The sequence below is a fragment of the Brevibacterium luteolum genome, from assembly GCF_025147615.1.
Taxonomy (GTDB): Bacteria; Actinomycetota; Actinomycetes; order Actinomycetales; family Brevibacteriaceae; genus Brevibacterium; species Brevibacterium luteolum.
Map to the genome: position 1 here is coordinate 1 of NZ_JALXPM010000038.1, position 18,426 is coordinate 18,426.

Genomic DNA, 18,426 nt, shown 5'->3' on the forward strand with positions numbered 1-18,426 from the left:
CATCACAAAAACAAACAAACACGCTATTGAGTTCTCAAAGAACAGACGCCATCCGCAACTACCAAAGCCGTTTTCGCTTTGTTCACCGCGGCGCGATCGGTTATTAACTTTAGACTCACACTTCCGTGCTTTGCAAATCGCTTTTCCGTGATCTGCGCCACACGTTTCTTCGCTCTGGATCCGCCGTGAACGACGGTCGTCGTGAAGTTTCAGTGTCAGCTGTTCTCGACTGCCGTTCCAGTGGTAGCGAGGCATCCAGCGGTTCGTATGCGACCGGGATGGCCTGCTCTCTTCGGTGTTTCCGTCGAGCAACAGGTACTAACTTACACAGGGCCTCCAGCGCTTTGCAACTCGAGAGGGCTGTGTTCTGGCTCACCGCTGATTTTAAGCCGCAGAACGGGCCTCAGTGGTGCCTGAGGGGCTCTTTCGGCGGGTGCTGAGGAACAGCACGACGGCACCCAATCCGATGACAATCCAGCCGGAGATGCCGAGCGGGTTCGCGATGATCGGTTTCTCCCACGTCCCGCCGGCGGCCACGAGGATGCTGATGCCTGCCACGGCGTTGAACCCGCCATGACCGATAGCAGCCGGCCAGATCGAACCGGATGTCTCGCGCAGCCAGACGAAGACTGCTCCAACGCAGATGCAGCCGATCATCATGATCGGGATCGAGATCGGCGAACGGGTCTCGAAGTTGTGGCCGAGCAGCAGCACCGGTGCATGCCACGCGCCCCAGATCGCACCCGAGACGACGATCATCGCTACGGTCCCCAGGCCTCGGCGACGGAGAGCTGCCGTGAGATATCCGCGCCAGCCGAGCTCCTCCCCCAGCCCGAGCACGCCATTGGGGACGAAAGCAGCGATGACGACCTGCACGATCTGCAGCAGCACGAAGAGCACCATCGGCATCGCCATGCCGGATGCCTCGAGCTGCTCGCGGGCGGCGGTCATCTGCCAGTCCGGTTCGAAACCGCCGAGCAGCATCGCCACCAGGCCGGCGAGAACCGTGAGGAGGAAGACGATGCCGATCGCCAGCACGCTGAACAGCAGCACCCGAAGTGCAGGGTGGAGACGGCCGATGCGCCCGGCAGGACTGCCGTCGGGATTGCGCAGAGGTCCGGCGCCAAGGGCCGCGAACGTCTGCCGGAAGGGCACCTTCTCGACCACCCGCATGACGACGAGCGCGCTGATCGCAGGAGTGAACATCATGAGCGACATGAGCAGCATCGGCACGATGGCGGCGATGACGGCCTCACCGGTGGGCGGGTTGTCGGCATCGGCGTTCATGAGCTGGCCGGCAGGGCTGCCGGTGCCGAAGAAGAGGTCGTAGTTCAGCCACAGCGGGAGAACGGACAGCCAGGCGAGACCGTAGGCGAGAAGGCAGAAGATGACGATGCCGTGCCAGGAGCCGAACGCCGGACCTGCCGCAGCGGCACGGGACGGGGATGCAGGATGGGGAGTCGTCACTGATTCTCCTGTTCTCGATCACTGTGTCCCTCAGCACACTATCGCGCTCTGACCATGGCGGGGGTCCCGGCGCATCCAGCTCCCGGACATGCTCTTCCCGCAGATACCCCGGCCTGGTTAGTGTTCTTCTACGCCGGATGTGCGATTCAAAGGAGAACCTATGCACCTGCCGACCACCCGCCTCATCACTGCCGCTGCAGCGGCCCTCGCTCTCGTCCTGACTGGTTGCGGTCAGGGCTCGGATTCCGGTTCAGGTTCCGGTGAGGACGAGACCACTCGCGACCTGACCTTCGCCACCGGCGGCACAGCCGGTGTCTACTATCCACTCGGCAGTGAGTTCAGCCGGCTCTTCGCCGAAGACGTCGACGGCCTCAGCGTTGTCGCCGTGGAGACCGATGGCTCTGTCGACAATCTCGGCCGGATCGCCAAGGGCGAAGCACAGCTCGCGTTCTCTCAGACGAACACCGCCAATGACGCTAGGGATGCCACTGCGGAGTTCAGTGATCTCGACAAGGGCATCGACAACATCGGCTTCATCGGCCAGATCTACCCTGAGGCTGTCCACGTCATCACCCTGGCCAACAGCGGGATCGAGAAGTTCGAAGATCTCAAGGGCAAGCGGATCGCCATCGGCGCACCGGGCTCTGCGAACAAGGCGGTGGCCGGGCTGCTCTTCGAGGCCTACGGAATCGGAGAGGGTGACTACACCCCGTTCGAGGAGAGCTTCGCCGATGCGCGTTCGAAGCTGCAGGACGGTCATGTCGATGCCTCGATCGAGATCATCGGCGTGCCCGCCGCCTCGCTGAGTGAGCTCGACGCCTCTGCCGATGTCCGGCTCATCCCCCTCGATGAGGACAAGGCCAAGGAGATCTCGGCCGACAACCACTACGAGGCCTACACGATCCCCGGCGGTTCGTACGGATTCGCCGACGACGACATCACCACCGTCGCCGTCTTCGCCTCCATCGTTGCCTCGCTCAACCAGGTCAGCGAGGACGACGCCTACGGGATCACGAAGACGATCTACGAACGCGCCGAGGACATCTCGCTGGCGCAGAAGAGGTTCATCAAGCTCGAGGATGCGCTCTTCGGTCGCGGTGATGTGCCGTTGCACCCGGGTGCCAAGCGCTACTACGAAGAACAGGGCGTCGACACCGGCGAGTGAGCCGGCGTGAATGCCGAATAGGGCCGGAGTGCAGATCTGCACTCCGGCCGTGTTCGTCGGTTTGGGTCTGTCAGCGGGTGACGGACAGTGCGCCGAGGGTCTTCTTGCCGCGGCGCAACAGCACGACGCCGTGGCCGCCGGCGTCGAGGACGTCGTCGGTGGTGATCGTCTGCTCACCGTCGCTGACCTTGACGTTGTTGACGTAGGCGCCGCCGTCCTTGATCGCACGGCGCGCCTCGCCCTTGGACTTGACGATGCCCGAAGCGGCGAAGGCGTCAGCGACCGGCATCCCGGCCGAGACCTCAGCGGCCGGCACCTGGGTGCCGGGCAGCTCGGCGGTAGCCGATCCCAAGGTTCCCGGGTCGAGAGCTGCCAGTTCGCCGGAACCGAAGAGCGCCTTGGCGGCGGCGAAGACCTGACGGGTGGTCTGCTCACCGTGGACGAGAGTCGTGACGTCCTCGGCCAGGGCCCGCTGCGCGATCCGCTTGTGCGGGGCGGCTGCGAACTCCTCACCGATCTGCTCGAGCTCCTCAAGAGAGCGGAACGAGAAAACCTTGAGGAACTTCATGACATCCCGGTCATCGGCGTTGAGCCAGAACTGGCTGAACGCGTACGGGCTGGTGAGCTCGGGATCGAGCCAGACGGTGCCCGATTCGGTCTTGCCGAACTTGGTGCCGTCGGCCTTCGTCATGAGCGGGGTGGCCATGGCGTGCACGCTTGTGCGCTCGACGCGGCGGATGAGATCAGCACCGGCGGTGAGGTTGCCCCATTGGTCGGATCCGCCGTGCTGCAGCGTGATGCCGTAGCGGCGGTAGAGCTCGAGGTAGTCGTTGCCCTGCAGGATCTGGTAGGCGAACTCGGTGAAGGAGATTCCGTGTTCGCTCTGCAGGCGGGCGGCGACGGTCTCCTTCGCCAGCATCCGGTTGACCGAGAAGTGCTTGCCGATATCGCGCAGGAAGTCGATCGTCGAGATCTCACCGGTCCAGTCGAGGTTGTTGACCAGCTGGGCCGCGTGCGGGCCGTCGACGTCGAGGAAGCGCTCGATCTGAGCGCGGATCTTCTCCACCCAGCCCTCGACGACATCGCGCTCGTTCAGAGTGCGCTCACCGGACATCCGCGGATCGCCGATGAGGCCGGTGGCCCCGCCGACAAGGGCGTATGGATTGTGGCCGGCCAGCTGCAGCCGCCGGGCGAAGAGCAACTGGACGAGGTTGCCCATGTGCAGGCTGGGCGCGGTCGGATCGAAACCGATATAGAAGCTGACCGGACCTGCGTTGAGCGCCTGCTGCAGCGCCTCCTCATCGGTGGACAGCGCCACCAGGTCGCGGGCCTTCAGCTCACGGAAGATATCAGTCACGATTCACCTTTTCTCATCGGGTCTGCGCGGCGCCGGAATCCGTGGCCGTCACCGCGCTGGTGCCGGGCGGATTCTTCCCGGCAGCACCACAATGCATATCTTACTCAGACGCGCAGGCCAGACGGGGCGGGGTCCGCATCCCGTCCCGGGAACTCCGCCCCGAGCAGTCGCAGCAGCGGTTCGGCTTTGACCGCAGTCTCTTCGAACTCGGCTGCCGGGTCCGACAGGGCGGTGATCGCACCGCCGACTCCGTAGCTGAACCCCTTGGCAGTAATGACAAGCGTGCGGATGACCATCGACAGGTCAACAGCACCCGACAGCGAGAAGTAGCCGAGCGCCCCGGAGTAGATGCCGCGCGGCCCGGATTCCAGGTCGTCGATGATCTCCATCGTCCGCAGCTTCGGCGCCCCGGTCATCGACCCACCGGGGAAGCAGGCGCGCAGGCAGTCCACGACGCTGGCGTCATCGGCCAGCTGGGAGCGCACAGTGCTGACGAGCTGATGGACGGTGGCGTAGCTTTCGACCTCTAAGAACTGCGGAACCTCGATGCTGCCGGGCACCGCGGTGTGCGCCAGACCGTGGCGGACCAGGTCGACGATCATGAGATTCTCCGCCCGCTCCTTCTCACACGCCTGCAGCTCAGCGCGCAACCGCGCATCAGTCTGCGGGTCCGCTGCCCGCGGCCGGGTGCCCTTGATCGGCTTCGATATCGCCTGCCGGTCAGCGGTGATCGCAAGGAACCGTTCGGGAGAGGTCGAGAGCACCCCGGTCTCCCCGAAGCGCAGCAGCGCGGCACGCGGGCTGCGGCTGGCCGAGCGCAGCCGCCGGTAGGTGTCGACGATCGGCAGTCGGGCCGCACCGGTGATCTCGTTGGTCAGGCAGATCTCGTAGCTCTCCCCCGCCCAGATGTGCTCATGACACCGGTCGATGAGCCGCTCGTATTCGGCCCGGTCGTGGCGCAGCGTCAGCTCGCCGGTCGTTGGTGGAGCGCTGGCTGGTGGCACCGGGTCCGAGGTGGTGAGCGCGCGGGCCGCGGCAGCGAACCAGTCCTCGGTGCTGGCTTCGTGTTCGGGTGTCGTGAGTGCGAGCAGGTGGGCGGTGCCGGTGTGGTGGTCGACGATGAGCGCGCGGTCGGCGAAGATGAGCTGCGCATCCGGCAGCGGTGAAGGGTGGGCGGCACTGGCGCCGCATTCGGCCTTGAGCTCATAGCCGAGGCTGCCGATCCAGCCGAGGGCGAATCCGCAGCCGGTCTCCGGCAGGTCCACGGTGCTGCGGATCGCCTGCATCCCGGCTTCTTCACCGGTCAGCCAGTCGAAGATCCCGGACTCGACCGTCTGCTCCCCTGACCCTCCGAAGACGGTCAGCGTCCCCGCGGTGACATCTGCGGTGACCCGGTGTGCCAACGGCCCGGACGCGTCACCGAGGATGCTGAAGCGCCCATCGGGGTGGGCCGGGTCGCGGCTGTCGAGCCAGAAGGCATACGTGCTGGAGGCGAAGAGACCTGAGAAGACGGCCTCAGGCTGCACGGTCAGAGGATGTGTCTGATGGGCCAGGCGCAGACCAGGCGTCGCGGCGAGCACGCCGGCGACCGGCACACCGGAATCGTGTGTCGCCAGGCCGGTCAATGCCCCGAAAACCGCTACGCGCTCAGGTGACGGCAAGGGATCCGCAGCGCGATCCGGATCGTGTGCGGGCCGGTGCGTGGCGTTCCAGTCCGAGGCGAGGGAGAGAAAGTTCGCAAGCATCTGCCGGCCGGCGGCGGTGGCGATGGATTCGGGATGGAACTGCACGCTCCAGGCCGGTTTGCTGCGGTGCGCCAAACCCATGATGGTCGCGTCTTCGGCGCGGGCGGTGACGTTCAGGCGCGGGCCCGGGTCGGTGACGGCCAGGGAGTGGTAGCGGACCACCTCGGTGTCGGCGGGCACGCCTGCGAAGAGACCGGTGGACGTGTGCTCGAGCGTTGAGATGCGGCCGTGGCGGGGTTCTGTGGCCGGGCCGATCGCACCATCGTGGGCGAGCGCGAGGGCTTCGTGGCCGAGGCAGACACCGAGCAGCGGGATCGGCACCTCAGCGAGCACCCGAGAGCTGATACCGATGTCGAAGGTGTTCTCCGGGGTGCCGGGACCCGGTGAGATGACGACGGCGTCGTAGCTGGTGAGATCATCGAGCACAGCGGGATCGCTGCGGTGGGAGATGACCGTCGGGGTGGTGCCGGTGAGGGTGGCGATGAGGTCAACGAGGTTGTAGGTGAAGGAGTCGTCGTGGTCGATGATGAGGATCCGGCTCACCGCTCACCTGCCTTCGGGTTCTGTGCCTGCTGGGCCGGTGCGGCCCGCAACTGAAGTAAAGCACATGCCGGTGCGTAGGCGTCGGGACGACGACGCCCGCCGTCTCGCCCGAGGGGTGGGCGAAGCGGCGGGCGATCCGTCGTGGTGCGCTGGGCTCAGCGGGTCGTCGCGGAGGCGAACTCGCGCAGGCGGGTGAGTTCCGCCTCGGCGTTGGCCAGCTGCTGGGCGACGGCGCTGCGGGCGGTGCCGCCCTTGGCGCTGCGGGCGTCGATCGAACCGAGGGTGGTGAGCACCTCGCGCATCTCAGGCGTGAAGTGCTCGGAGATCTCGGCGTAGTCGGCATCGGAGAGATCCCACAGTTCAACCCCGCGGGCCTCAGCCTTGGCCACTGCTGCCCCGGAGAGCTCGTGGGCGACTCGGAAGGGCACGGCCTGGCGGACGAGCCATTCGGCGACATCGGTGGCCAGCGCGAAGCCGCGCGGGGCCAGATGCGCCATCCGCTCGGTGTCGAACGTCAGCGTCTGCACCATCCCGGCGAAGGCCGGCAGGACGAGAGCCAGGGTGTCGACGGCGTCGAAGACCGGTTCCTTGTCCTCCTGCAGGTCGCGGTTGTAGGCCAGCGGCATCGCCTTGAGGGTGGCGAGCAGGCCGGTGAGGTCGCCAATGAGGCGGCCGGCCTTGCCGCGGGCGAGCTCGGCGACATCCGGGTTCTTCTTCTGCGGCATGATCGACGAACCGGTCGAGAACGCATCATCGAGGGTGATGAAGGAGAACTCGGCAGTCGCCCAGGCGATGATCTCCTCACTCAGCCGCGACAGGTCGATGCCGGTCATCGCCGCGACGAACGTGAACTCAGCGAACACGTCACGGCTGGCGGTGCCGTCGATGGAGTTCTCGACCGAATCGGAGAACCCGAGCTCAGCGGCGACCGCCTGCGGGTCGAGCCCGAGGGAGGATCCGGCGAGCGCGCCGGAGCCGTATGCCGAGGCGTCGGCGCGGGCGTCGAGATCGCGCAGCCGGTCGACGTCGCGCATGAGCGGCCAGGCGTGGGCGAGCAGGTGGTGGGCCAGCAGCACCGGCTGGGCGTGCTGCAGGTGGGTGCGCCCGGGCATCGGTGCTTCCGGGTGGGCCTTCGCCTGCGTGATGAGTGCTTCGACGACGTCGAGGACGAGACCGGCGATGATGCGTGAGGAGTCGCGGATGTACATCCGGCCCATCGTCGCGATCTGGTCGTTGCGCGAGCGCCCGGCGCGCAGCTTGCCGCCGAGTTCCGGCCCGGCGATCTCCAAAAGCCCGCGCTCGAGTGCGGAGTGGACGTCCTCATCGGATTCGGCTGCGGTGAACTCACCGGAGGTCACGCGGCGTTCGAGCTCATCGAGGGCGGCGATCATGCCTTGGAGCTCGCTCTCATCGAGCAGTCCGGCCCGGTTGAGCACGCGGGCGTGGGCCCGGGAGCCGGCCAGATCGTAGGCGGCCAGCCGCCAGTCGAAGTGCGTCGACTTTGACAGCAGCGCCACCGCATCCGAGGGTCCCGTGGCGAACCGGCCGCCCCACAGGGCCAGCCGCTCAGGCGTCTCGGGACCGGGGGTGGTGTTCTCGCTGCTCACAGCCGGATTCCCTTGCCGAACTTGTGGTCGCGGGCTGCGGCCTGCTTCGAGGACAGACCATAGATGTCGATGAACCCGCGGGCCGACGACTGGTCGAAGGTATCGCCTTCGTCGTAAGTGGCGAGGTTGAAGTCGTACAGCGAGGACTCCGAGCGCCGGCCGGTGACGGTGGCGCGGCCACCGTGGAGCTCCATGCGAATCTCGCCGTTGACGTACTCCTGGGTGTCGTCGATGAACGCGTCGAGGGAGCCCTTGAGCTCGGAGAACCACTGGCCGTCGTAGACGACCTCGGTCCAGCGCTGGTCGACCATCCGCTTGAACCGGGCCTGCTCGCGCTCGAGCGTGATGTTCTCAAGCTCCTTATGCGCGGCGATGAGGGTCATCGCGCCGGGAGCTTCGTAGATCTCGCGGCTCTTGATGCCCACGAGCCGGTCCTCGACGATGTCGATGCGGCCGATGCCCTGGGCGCCGGCGCGCTGATTGAGCTCCTCGATCGCCTGCAGCGGGGTGACGTCGCGGCCGTCGATCTTGACCGGGATGCCCTTTTCGAAGGCGATGGTGACCTCGTCGGCCGGCGGCGGGAAGGTCGGGTCGTCGGTGTAGTCGTAGACGTCCTTGGTCGGGCCGTTCCAGATGTCTTCGAGGAAGCCGGTCTCAACGGCGCGGCCCCACACGTTCTGGTCGATGGAGAACGGGTTGGACTTGGTTGTGACGATCGGCAGGTCGTTGCGCTCGGCGTATTCGATGGCCTTCTCGCGGGTGAGCGCCAGGTCGCGGACCGGGGCGATGCACTTCATGTCCGGGGCAAGGGAGGTGATGCCGACTTCGAAGCGGACCTGGTCGTTGCCCTTGCCGGTGCAGCCGTGGGCGACGGTCTTCGCACCGTACTTGCGGGCGGCGGTGACGAGGTGCTTGACGATGACTGGGCGCGAGAGCGCCGAGACGTTCGGGTAGGCGTCCATGTACAGGGTGTTGGCCTTGAGCCCGGGCATGCAGTATTCGTTGGCGAACTCGTCGCGGGCGTCGGCGACATAGGCCTCGACGGCGCCGCAGTCGAGGGCGCGCTGGCGGATCGTCTCCAGGTCCTCGCCTCCTTGGCCGACGTCGACGGCCATGGCCACCACCTCGGCACCGGTCGCCTCCTGGATCCAGCCGATGGCCACCGAGGTGTCGAGGCCGCCTGAGTAGGCGAGCACAATGCGTTCAGTCATGTCGGGACTCCTTTTCGGAAAGGTCGTTACTGTTCAGAATATGGTTCAGGGTCCGCCGCGTGCACGTGTACCCGGCGGGCCCTCAGGTCTGGGTTATGCGTCGCCGGCCAGCTCGTGCAGCTTCTCGGCCAGGGCCTCCCCGCTGGTGGACTCGGCGGCGATGACGAGGACGGTGTCGTCGCCGGCGATCGTGCCGAGCACCTCGGGGATGACGGATCGGTCGAGCGCTGAGGCCAGGTACTGGGCGGCCCCAGGCGGGGTGCGCAGCACGACGAACTGGCCGGAGCTGGTGGCGGTCACGAGCAGCTCTTCGAGCAGTCGCTGCAGCTTCGCATCGAGCAGGTCGGTGGCCTGCGCGGACTGCAGGCTGCGGTCCCCTCCCTCGCCGGGCACCGCGTAGACGGAGCCCTTGGCGGTGCGCACCTTGACCGCGCCGAGATCGACGAGATCGCGTGACAGGGTCGCCTGGGTGACGGAGAAGCCGCGGCCGGTCAGCAGCCCGGCAAGCTCGGTCTGCGAGCGGATCGTCTCCGTGCGGATGAGCTCGATGATGAGCTGCTGGCGGGCGGCCTTGGTCGTCGGGGTCAGCTGTTCGCTCATGCGCGTGCCTCCAGCCAGGCCATCAGCCCCATCTGGGCGTGCAGCCGGTTCTCGGCCTCGTCGAAGACGACCGACTGCGGCCCGTCGATGACCTCGGCGGTGATCTCCTGGCCGCGATAGGCCGGCAGGCAGTGCATGACGAGTGCGCCCTCAGCTGCGACATCGAGGAGTGCGGCGTTGACCTGGTAGGGCATGAACGGCGAGTCGGCGCCGTCGCGGCCCTCGGCGTCCTGGCCCATCGACACCCAGGTGTCGGTCACGAGCACATCGGCACCGGTGGCCGCCGCCTTAGCGTCATCGGTGATCTCGATCGACCCGCCGGTCTCAGCGGCCAGCGCGGTGGCGCGTTCGACGATCGCGGCGGCCGGCTGATGGCTGTCCGGTGCTGCGATGCGCACGTGCATGCCGGCGTTGGCGCCTGCGAGCAGGTAGGAGTTGGCCATGTTGTTCGCCCCATCGCCGAAATAGGCAAGCGTCGTGCCGGCCAGTCCCCCGGGTGCCTCGGTGGGTCGGTGTTCGCGGATGGTGAGCAGGTCGGCGAGCAGCTGGCAGGGGTGGTAGTCATCGGACAGGGCGTTGATGACCGGCACCGAGGAGGTCGCGGCCATCTCTTCGAGACCGGCTTGCGCGTAGGTGCGCCAGACGATCATCGAGACCATCCGCGACATCACCTGGGCGGTGTCGGCGATCGACTCCTTGTGCCCGAGCTGCGCCTCGCCGGGGTTGATGATGAGCGGGCTGCCGCCGAGTGCGGCAATGCCTGCGGCGAACGACACGCGGGTGCGGGTGGAGGTCTTGTCGAAGATGACCGCCACGGTCTTGCGAGCCGCGCCCGAGGCGGCGGTTCCCGGGCCTGCGAAGGGCACCTGGGTGCCGGGATCGGCTTTGAGTTCGGCTGCCAGGTCGAGGACCTCGAGCAGTTCGGTGGGGCTGAGGTCGGTGTCGGTGAGGAAGTGTCGGGTCATGACTGTGCCTTCACGGTCTCGGCGATGAGTGCTGGCAGGGCGTCGAGGAAGTCCTGCAGCTGTGCGGGGGTGATAATGAGCGGGGGTGCCAGGCGGATCCGGTCGGGGGTGACCGGGTTGATGATGAAACCGGCCTCCTGCGCGGCTGCCGCAAGTGCTCCGGCGACCGGTAACTCGCCGGCGTCTGCCTGCTGCGGGTCGGTGATGGCGAAGGAGCGCAGCAGCCCTGCCCCGCGCGCCCCGGTGACACCGGGGACTGCAGTGAGCTGTTCGGCCAGCCAGTCGCCGGTCTCGCGGACATGGGCGAGAAGGCCGTCTGTCTCGATGGTGTCGAGCACGGCGAGTGCGGCGGCGGCGCTGACGGGGTTGCCCCCGAAGGTGGTGCCGTGCTGGCCGGCACCGAGCAGTGCGCTGACCTTCTCACCGATGGTGATGAGCCCGCCGATCGGGATGCCGCCGGCCAGTCCCTTGGCCACGGTGATCGCATCGGGCATGATGCCCTCGCCGATCTCCGGGTGCTGGAAAGCGAACCAGTGGCCGGTGCGGCCGATGCCGGTCTGCACCTCATCGAGAATCATGAGCGCCCCGGCAGCGCTCGTCGCCTCGCGCACCGCTGTGAGATAACCGTCCGGGTGCAGGCGCACGCCGCGCTCTCCCTGGATCGGTTCGATGATGACCGCGGCGACCGTCTCATCGACCGCGGCTCGCAGTGCCTCGATGTCGCCGAAGGGCACATGGGCGACCTCCGGCATGAGTGGGGCGAAGGGCGCGCGGTAGACTTCCTTGGCCGTCAGCGACAGGGCGCCGATGGTCCGGCCGTGGAAGGCCCCGTCGACGGCGATGATCTTCGACCGGCCCGGGCTGCCGGCATCAGGCGCGCCCACCCGGCGGGCCAGTTTGATGGCCGCTTCATTGGCTTCGGTGCCGGAGTTGGCGAAGAACACACGGGAGCCTGCCGGTGCTCCGGCGATCTCCAGCAGCTTCGACGCCAGGTTCAGCTGGGGGTCGGTGGTGAAGAAGTTCGAGACGTGGTCGATCGTCGACAGCTGGCCGGTCACCGCCTCGGTGATGGCCGGGTGGCCGTGGCCAAGCGTGTTGACGGCGATGCCGCCGAGCAGGTCGAGGTAGTCCTTGCCTGCATCGTCGGTGACGGTGCAGCCGTGGGCTGCGACGAGCTTGGCCTTCGGGGTGCCGAAGACCGGCAGCATCGTCTGGGCGTAGCCGTCCTGCCAGCTCATGCCTGTCCTCCCTTCGTGTGGTCGTCGTGGACCATGGTGCCGATGCCTTCGGTGGTGAAGACCTCCAGCAGCAGCGAGTGGGCCATCCGGCCGTCGATGATGTGTGCCTGCCGCACGCCGGCTTCGACTGCTTCGAGCGCTGCGGTCATCTTCGGGATCATCCCGGAGTCCAGGCGCGGCAGCAGCTCGCGCAGCTCGGCCGGGGTGATCGCTGAGAGCAGTGAGTCCTTGTCCGGCCAGTCGGCGTAGAGGCCGGGCACATCGGTGAGCATGACGAGTTTGTCGGCACCGATCTGCCGGGCGATCGCGGCGGCAGCGAGGTCGGCGTTGATGTTGAGCGGCTTGTTGACGGCTCCGCCTGCTTCGGCGGCGATCGAGCAGATGACCGGGATGCGGCCGGCGGCCAGCAGCTCGTTGATGAGCTCGGTGTTGACCGAGACGATCTCGCCGACCCGGCCGAGGTCGATCTCCTCACCGTCGACGGTGGCGGTTGTGCGCTTGGCCAGCAGCAGGTCGCCGTCCTCGCCGGAGAGACCGACGGCGGCGTCGCCGTTCTGGTTGATGCGGGCGACGACTTCGCGGTTGACCTGCCCGGAGAGCACCATACGCACGACCTCGGCGGCCTCTTCGCTGGTGACGCGCTGGCCGGCGCGGAATTCGCTTTCGATGCCGAGACGATCGAGCATCCGGGAGATGTGCGGGCCGCCGCCGTGGACGACGATCGGGCGCAGGCCGGCAAACCGCAGGAAGGCGATGTCGTCGGCGAAGGACTGCTGCAGCTCCGGGGAGACCATGGCGTTGCCGCCGTACTTGATGACGATGGTCGCGCCCTTGAAGGTCTTGATCCACGGCAGCGCCTCGGTCAGGGTCTCGGCTTTGGCCTGAGCCTGGACGAGCCGGTGGGCAGAGGATGTCTCGGTCATGATGAGTAGGCGCTGTTCTCTTCGACGTAGTCATGGGTCAGGTCCGAGGTCCACACGCTGGCTTCGAAGTTGCCTGCGTGCAGGTCGATCTCGACGACGACGCGGCGGTCGAAGAGCACCTCGGCGGGGTCGGCGGCCGGGGCGGAGCCGACGCAGACGGGCACGCCGTTGAAGGTCACGTCGATGGCCTGCGGGTCGAACTCGGCATCGGTGGTGCCGACCTGGGCGACGACGCGGCCCCAGTTGGGGTCCTCGCCGAACACGGCGGCCTTGAAGAGGTTCGAACGGGCGACTGCGCGGGAGACGTCGACGGCCTGCTGTTCGGAGAACGCTCCGCGGGTGGTGATGGTGATGTCGTGGCCGGCGCCCTCTGCGTCCGTGTGCAGCTGGGCGGTGAGCTCGCCGCACACCTCGGTGAGCAGGCGGGTGAATTCGACGAGGTCGGCCTGGTGCTCGGAGGCTCCCGAGCTCATGACGATGACGGTGTCGTTGGTCGACATGCAGCCGTCGGTGTCGAGCCGGTCGAAGGTCTTCTGGGTCGCCGCCCGCAGGGCGATGTCGAGGTCGCCCGATTCGACGACGGCATCGGTGGTGATGACGACGAGCATCGTCGCCAGTCCCGGTGCGAGCATGCCCGCACCCTTGGCCATGCCGCCGATGCGGTAGGCGGTGCCCTCGCGGGTGGCGGTCTTGGCCACGGTGTCGGTCGTCATGATCGCCTCGGCTGCTGCGGCACCTGCCTCCGGGGTCTCGGCAGCAGCCTCAAGGGCAGCGGGGAGGGTGTCGAGGATCGGTTCGCGGAACTCCGGTCCACCGACGCCGATGAGCCCAGTCGAGCACACGAGCACGTCGCTGGCATCGGTGCCGAGCAGTTCGGCGGTGCGGGTGGCGGTGAGTTCGGTGGTCTCGTAGCCGTAGTCGCCGGTGTAGCAGTTCGCACCACCGGAATTCAGCACGACCGCGCGTGCGGTGCCGTCGGCGGAGGCCTGCTGGCTCCACAGCACCGGGTTGGCCTTGCAGCGGTTGGCGGTGTAGACGGCAGCAACCGCATCGGCAGGGCCGTCGTTGACAACGACGGCGAGGTCGGTCTTGCCGCTGGGCTTGAGTCCGGCGGTGGTGCCTGAGGCGCGGAAGCCGCGCGGGTAGGTCACGCTCATGATGCGACTCCATTCGGCTGACGAGTCGGCGGTGGCAACGGCCACCGCCCTTCAATATGCATAACAATACATCAGAAGTGAACTTTATTCATCCCCTGCGATGTCATGGTGAGGGAAGTCACGACCGCCTGGCCGGGCGTCCACCCTCAGGGAGCCAGTCCCCCGGTCGGCAGCCCGGTCGCCTCAGGCAAGCCGAGGGCGAGGTGGGCCGACTGCAGCGCCTGGCCGGCGGTGCCGCGCACGAGGTTGTCGAGGGCGACGACGGTGACGATCCGGCCGGCACGCTCGTCGATGCCGAACTGGAGGTGGGCGGTATTCGACCCGGTCGCCGCCGACAGCTGCGGCCAGGTGCCTTCGGCGAGCATGTGCACAAAGGGCTCATCGGCGTACGCGGCGGCATACACCTCGGCGACGGCCTCGCGGGTCAGCTGCGCACCACCGGCCGGAACGGCTGAGAGGGTGGCGAGGATGCCGCGGCTGACGGGAATGAGGGTGGGGGTGAAGGAGATGCGCACCGGCCCCTCTGCGGGATCGGCGCCGAGGGCGAGGTTGAGGTTCTGCTCGATCTCGGGCACATGCCGATGAGTGCCGGCAACGCCGTAGGGTGAGGCGTTGCCGAGGATCTCGGCTGCCGTCAGGTGGGGTTTGAGTGCCTTGCCGGCTCCGGAGACGCCGTTGGCCAGCACGGCATTCAGCCCGGTCGGCTCGATGAGCCCGGCCTGCAGCAGCGGGCCGAGGCCAAGCGTCACCGCGGTGACGTTGCAGCCGGGCACTGCAATGCGGCGGGTGCTGCGCAACTGCTCGCGCTGTTTGGTGCCGTCGGCCAGCAGCATCTCGGGCAGCCCGTAGGTCCAGGTGCCCGGATGATCGCTGCCGTAGAAGGCCTCCCAGGCGGCTGGGCTGATGAGGCGGTGGTCGGCGGCGAGGTCGATGATGAGGGTCTCACGTGAGGTCTCGGCGAGTGCGGCTGCGATCTCGCCCGAGGCGCCGTGCGGCAGGGCGAGGACGACGACGTCGTGGCCGGCGAGCACTTCGGCGGTCGAGGGCTTGACGATCATGTCGCCGTAGGCGAGCAGATGGGGTTGGTGGATCGCCAGCCGGTCACCGACGCTCGAATGGCCGCAGGCCGTTGTAACGTGAAGTTCCGGGTGACTGCTCAGCAGCCTGAGGACCTCACCGCCGGCGTAGCCGGTGGCGCCTGAGACTGCGACTGACATTCGCGACATATGCATAATCATACCGCATCATCGAACTTTATTCAGGAGGGGTTGTGGCCCACGTTGTACAGGCGATCGAAGCCGGCGGACCGGAGGTGCTGCGCTATACCGAGATCGACGACCCGCAGGCAGGTCCCGGCGAGCTCCTCGTCGAGGTCGCCGCTGCAGGCATCAACTTCATCGACACCTACCGGCGCAGCGGCCTGTATCCGATGGAGTTCCCGCACATCGTCGGCAGCGAAGGCGCCGGACGCGTCATCGCTGTTGCCGATGATGTCACCGGATTCTCAGTCGGCGACCGGGTCGCCTGGCACAACGCGCCCGGCTCCTATGCCACCCGTGTCGCCGTTCCGGCTGACGGCGTGCTGCGGGTGCCCGAAGGTGTGTCCGATGAGGTCGCTGCCGCGATCCCGCTCCAGGGCCTGACCGCCCAGTACCTGGCGACGGGTTCGCACCGCCTCGAGCCGGGCCAGACCGCACTCATCCACGCCGGTGCCGGCGGAGTCGGACTGCTGCTCACCCAGCTGGCCAAGCACCTCGGCGCCCGTGTCATCACAACGGTCTCCACTGAGGAGAAGGCCGAGCTGTCCCGCGGTGCCGGCGCTGATGAGGTGTTCCTCTACGGTGAGGGCATCGACATCGCCGCCACCGTCCGCGAGCTCACCGACGGTGAGGGTGTCGATGTCGCCTATGACGGAGTCGGCAGGGACACCTTCGACGCATCGCTGGCCTCGCTCAAGGTGCGCGGTTCGCTCGTGCTCTTCGGCGCCGCCTCCGGGCCGGTCGAGCCCTTCGACATCCAACGGCTCAACTCCTCCGGCGGGCAGTTCCTCTCCCGCCCCTCACTGCAGTGGTTCGTCCGCAGCCCCGAGGAACTGGCCGAGCGTTCGGGCATGCTCTTCGACGGGCTCTCGACCGGCTGGCTCGACTTCCGCGTCGGCCACGAGTTCCCGCTCGCGGAGGCTGCCGAGGCGCATCGTGCGCTCGAGGGCCGCAAGACAACCGGCAAAGTCATCCTCAAGCCCTGATCCCGGCACCGTTCTTCCCGGCGGCGCGTACGCACGAGGTGCCGTCGGGAAGGGCGTCGATGATCACCTCGATCACGGTTTTCGGCTCCCGCCGCAAGATCGTGCGCTGTCCGGAGACGTTCAACCCGTCAACAGGCTGATGAGCCTGGCCTCGAACCGGGGTCGCGCTACTTGAATCTTCTCGTCGCCAGCGCCGGCGCCAACACCACTGCGGCGAGCACGAAGCCGCCGAGCAGCACCCACGCGCCGAAGTAGGTGAACAGCTTGAGATCCGGTGCCAGCGGCGGGCCGAAGTCAGCAGACATCATGACGACGCCTCCGAGGATGAGGGCGGTGGCGATGATGACCTGAACCAGCTGATCGACCGTCGTGCGCACGAGGTTCTTAATGAGGTCGATGTTGAGGCCGCTGGTGCCGATGTCGAGGGTGCCGTCCTCCAGGTGCTGGGCGATCCGGCTGATCTGGGCCGGCAGCGAGGCGAGCATCGGGGCGTTCGCGGTGAAATACAGGTCGGCATGGCCGAGGCTGTCGCGGAAGCTCACTGCCCCGCGCATGAGCGTGTCGCTGTGAGCGCGCACCAGATCGAGCAGGTCGATCGTCGGGTCGAGCTTCTTGAGGCTGCCCTCCAGCGTGGAGATCGCCCGGAATGCATCAGCAACGGCGGCTGGCAGTTCGAAGCCGTTGTCGACGACGAAGGACAGCAGTTCGGAGAACATCGCCGATGAGCTTCCGGAACCACCGTCGAACTGCAGCATGATCTGGCCGATCTCGCGCTGCAGCAGCCGGATGTCAACACCGACGGGGGCCCCGAACAGGTCGAGGATCGCGGTGGTGGCGGCCTGCGAGTTCTGCCGTTCGAAGGCCATGAGCAGCAGGGCGATGTCGCGGCGGTCGCGCATGTCGAGGCGGCCGACGTTGCCGAAGTCGATGAGCCCGAGGCGTCCGCCCGGGTCGATGAGGATGTTGCCGGCGTGCAGGTCGGCGTGGAAGACGCCCTTATGCAGCACCTGGCGGGCGACGGTCATGAAGAGCTGGTCGGCTGCTTCACGGCGGGCGATCATCGACAGCTTCTCCACCAGGTCGCCTGCCTTGGACAGCGGGATGCCGTCGACGCGTTCGAGGACGATGACGCGTTCGCTGCTGAGTTCGGGGTACACGCGCGGGACGTCGACGAGCGGCTGTCCGTCGGGGCCGTGCGGCCAGCCGTTGCCGTGGTGCTGGGCGGCCTCACGCAGCAGCTGGGTGTTGCGCACCTCGGTGCCGTAGTCGAGCTCTTCGTTAAGCGATTCGATGAAGCCGCGCGCGATCGAGCGCACGCCGATCTTCTTTGCCCACCCGGCCCGGTTGTGGGCCTGGTCGGCCAACGCGCGGATGATGTCGGAATCAGCGCGGACCTGTTTGCGCAGGTGCGGGCGCTGGACCTTGACGACGACCGGGGTGCCGTCGGGCAGCTTGGCCGCGTGGACCTGGGCGACCGAGGCGGCAGCCAGCGGGGTTTCATCGAAGGAGGAGAACACCTCGTCGACGGGCCTGCCGAAGGAGCGCTCGAGCACCGGTCGGATCTGGTCGAAGTCGACCGGCGGCACATCGGACTGCAGCTTGGAGAACTCCTCGACGAACTCCTGGGGCACGACGTCGGAGCGGGTGGCGATGAACTGGCCGAGCTTAACGAAGGTGACCCCGGCGGCGGCGAACGCCTCGGCGGTGGTGCGCGCGATCTCGCGCATGGAGACCTTCAGGGTCGGGATTCGCGGGCGCAGGTAGCGGGCGAGTCCGTAGCGCAGCAGGATGCGCTGGATCTGGGACACGCGGCTGACCCGCCGGTAGAGCACCGGCAGGCGCACGATCTGGCGCATGACCGAGGAGAAGGTGCCGGTCGGCAGCACGAGTTCGATGGCCAGCAGCAGGAACATTTGGATGACGATGAGCCAGGCGAAGATGAGCAGGAACACCATCACCGCCGGGAAGCTCATCTCGATCCACGGGATCTCCCCGCCCTGGGAGATGCCGAGCATCTCATAGGCCTGCAGGGTGATCGGCCACAGGGACATGCCCATGATGAGCGACACGACGGTGTTGCGCAGCGTCCCGGTGCCCACAGAGATCGTCCGGCGCACGAGCACACCGACGATGACGGCATTGAGCAGACCGAGGAGGATCGAGTAGAGCACGTTCATGTTCGTCTGCCTTCCCCGTGTCGGCC

The 18,426-nt window shown here is 67.2% G+C and carries 15 protein-coding genes; 2 read left to right on the top strand and 13 right to left on the bottom strand.

Annotated elements, in window-relative coordinates; genetic code table 11:
- The coding region (locus M3C25_RS09840) for a hypothetical protein (protein ID WP_259856229.1) at positions 1 to 255 on the bottom strand (255 nt) is incomplete at its 3' end.
- A 129-nt stretch (positions 256 to 384) separates the two neighbouring features.
- Positions 385 to 1,467: a CPBP family intramembrane glutamic endopeptidase gene (locus M3C25_RS09845; RefSeq protein ID WP_259856239.1), complete on the bottom strand. Its 1,083-nt coding sequence runs from the start codon at positions 1,465 to 1,467 to the stop codon at positions 385 to 387.
- A gap of 160 nt (positions 1,468 to 1,627) precedes the next feature.
- Between M3C25_RS09845 and M3C25_RS09850 the strand changes: the two genes are divergently transcribed.
- Positions 1,628 to 2,632, top strand: a complete 1,005-nt coding sequence (locus M3C25_RS09850; protein WP_170273506.1) for a TAXI family TRAP transporter solute-binding subunit — start codon at positions 1,628 to 1,630, stop codon at positions 2,630 to 2,632.
- A gap of 70 nt (positions 2,633 to 2,702) precedes the next feature.
- Here the strand turns inward: M3C25_RS09850 and tyrS are convergent, their stop codons facing one another.
- The 10 genes from tyrS to argC all read right to left on the bottom strand — a co-directional run bounded on the left by tyrS (position 2,703) and on the right by argC (position 15,204).
- A complete protein-coding gene (tyrS, locus tag M3C25_RS09855) occupies positions 2,703 to 3,989 on the bottom strand; it encodes a tyrosine--tRNA ligase (RefSeq protein ID WP_102162671.1) in 1,287 nt (428 codons plus the stop codon).
- A gap of 104 nt (positions 3,990 to 4,093) precedes the next feature.
- Positions 4,094 to 6,277 carry an aminodeoxychorismate synthase component I gene (gene pabB / locus M3C25_RS09860; protein WP_259856242.1) on the bottom strand — a complete coding sequence of 728 codons (2,184 nt, stop codon included), beginning with the start codon at positions 6,275 to 6,277 and terminating at the stop codon, positions 4,094 to 4,096.
- Between the two features lie 155 nt (positions 6,278 to 6,432).
- Positions 6,433 to 7,884 (bottom strand): argininosuccinate lyase, encoded by a 1,452-nt coding sequence (argH, locus tag M3C25_RS09865; RefSeq protein ID WP_259856244.1) that lies wholly within the window; start codon positions 7,882 to 7,884, stop codon positions 6,433 to 6,435.
- Positions 7,881 to 9,095, bottom strand: coding sequence for an argininosuccinate synthase (locus M3C25_RS09870; protein WP_259856245.1), 1,215 nt, complete (start codon positions 9,093 to 9,095; stop codon positions 7,881 to 7,883). The genes argH and M3C25_RS09870 overlap by 4 nt, the downstream gene beginning before the upstream one ends.
- A 93-nt stretch (positions 9,096 to 9,188) precedes the next feature.
- Complete coding sequence (locus M3C25_RS09875) at positions 9,189 to 9,695, bottom strand: arginine repressor (protein ID WP_102162667.1); 507 nt, start codon at positions 9,693 to 9,695, stop codon at positions 9,189 to 9,191.
- The gene (argF, locus tag M3C25_RS09880) at positions 9,692 to 10,660 is read right to left on the bottom strand and encodes an ornithine carbamoyltransferase (RefSeq protein WP_259856247.1); all 969 of its coding nucleotides are present in this window, start codon (positions 10,658 to 10,660) and stop codon (positions 9,692 to 9,694) included. The genes M3C25_RS09875 and argF overlap by 4 nt, the downstream gene beginning before the upstream one ends.
- Positions 10,657 to 11,898: an acetylornithine transaminase gene (locus M3C25_RS09885; protein ID WP_259856249.1), complete on the bottom strand. Its 1,242-nt coding sequence runs from the start codon at positions 11,896 to 11,898 to the stop codon at positions 10,657 to 10,659. The genes argF and M3C25_RS09885 overlap by 4 nt, the downstream gene beginning before the upstream one ends.
- Positions 11,895 to 12,821, bottom strand: a complete 927-nt coding sequence (gene argB, locus M3C25_RS09890; protein WP_259856273.1) for an acetylglutamate kinase — start codon at positions 12,819 to 12,821, stop codon at positions 11,895 to 11,897. Before argB ends, M3C25_RS09885 begins: the two co-directional genes overlap by 4 nt.
- Complete coding sequence (argJ, locus tag M3C25_RS09895; RefSeq protein WP_102162686.1) at positions 12,818 to 13,978, bottom strand: bifunctional glutamate N-acetyltransferase/amino-acid acetyltransferase ArgJ; 1,161 nt, start codon at positions 13,976 to 13,978, stop codon at positions 12,818 to 12,820. Before argJ ends, argB begins: the two co-directional genes overlap by 4 nt.
- Before the next feature lie 146 nt (positions 13,979 to 14,124).
- On the bottom strand, positions 14,125 to 15,204 hold the full coding sequence (gene argC, locus M3C25_RS09900; protein WP_259856275.1) for an N-acetyl-gamma-glutamyl-phosphate reductase: 1,080 nt from the start codon (positions 15,202 to 15,204) through the stop codon (positions 14,125 to 14,127).
- Between the two features lie 44 nt (positions 15,205 to 15,248).
- Between argC and M3C25_RS09905 the strand changes: the two genes are divergently transcribed.
- On the top strand, positions 15,249 to 16,223 hold the full coding sequence (locus M3C25_RS09905) for a quinone oxidoreductase family protein (protein WP_259828600.1): 975 nt from the start codon (positions 15,249 to 15,251) through the stop codon (positions 16,221 to 16,223).
- Between the two features lie 167 nt (positions 16,224 to 16,390).
- Here M3C25_RS09905 and M3C25_RS09910 read toward each other — a convergent pair whose 3' ends face one another.
- Entirely contained in the window at positions 16,391 to 18,400 is a 2,010-nt protein-coding gene (locus tag M3C25_RS09910; RefSeq protein ID WP_259856277.1) for an ABC1 kinase family protein, read from the bottom strand.
- Between the last annotated feature and the right edge of the window lie 26 nt (positions 18,401 to 18,426).

Bases quoted from the DNA above. Each gene is read 5' to 3' on its own strand.
- M3C25_RS09910 (WP_259856277.1), bottom strand. From the start codon at position 18,400: ATGAACGTGCTCTACTCGATCCTCCTCGGTCTGCTCAATGCCGTCATC.
- M3C25_RS09850 (WP_170273506.1), top strand. From the start codon at position 1,628: ATGCACCTGCCGACCACCCGCCTCATCACTGCCGCTGCAGCGGCCCTC.
- argC (WP_259856275.1), bottom strand. From the start codon at position 15,204: ATGTCGCGAATGTCAGTCGCAGTCTCAGGCGCCACCGGCTACGCCGGC.
- argF (WP_259856247.1), bottom strand. From the start codon at position 10,660: ATGACCCGACACTTCCTCACCGACACCGACCTCAGCCCCACCGAACTG.
- argJ (WP_102162686.1), bottom strand. From the start codon at position 13,978: ATGAGCGTGACCTACCCGCGCGGCTTCCGCGCCTCAGGCACCACCGCC.
- M3C25_RS09885 (WP_259856249.1), bottom strand. From the start codon at position 11,898: ATGAGCTGGCAGGACGGCTACGCCCAGACGATGCTGCCGGTCTTCGGC.
- M3C25_RS09875 (WP_102162667.1), bottom strand. From the start codon at position 9,695: ATGAGCGAACAGCTGACCCCGACGACCAAGGCCGCCCGCCAGCAGCTC.
- M3C25_RS09870 (WP_259856245.1), bottom strand. From the start codon at position 9,095: ATGACTGAACGCATTGTGCTCGCCTACTCAGGCGGCCTCGACACCTCG.
- argB (WP_259856273.1), bottom strand. From the start codon at position 12,821: ATGACCGAGACATCCTCTGCCCACCGGCTCGTCCAGGCTCAGGCCAAA.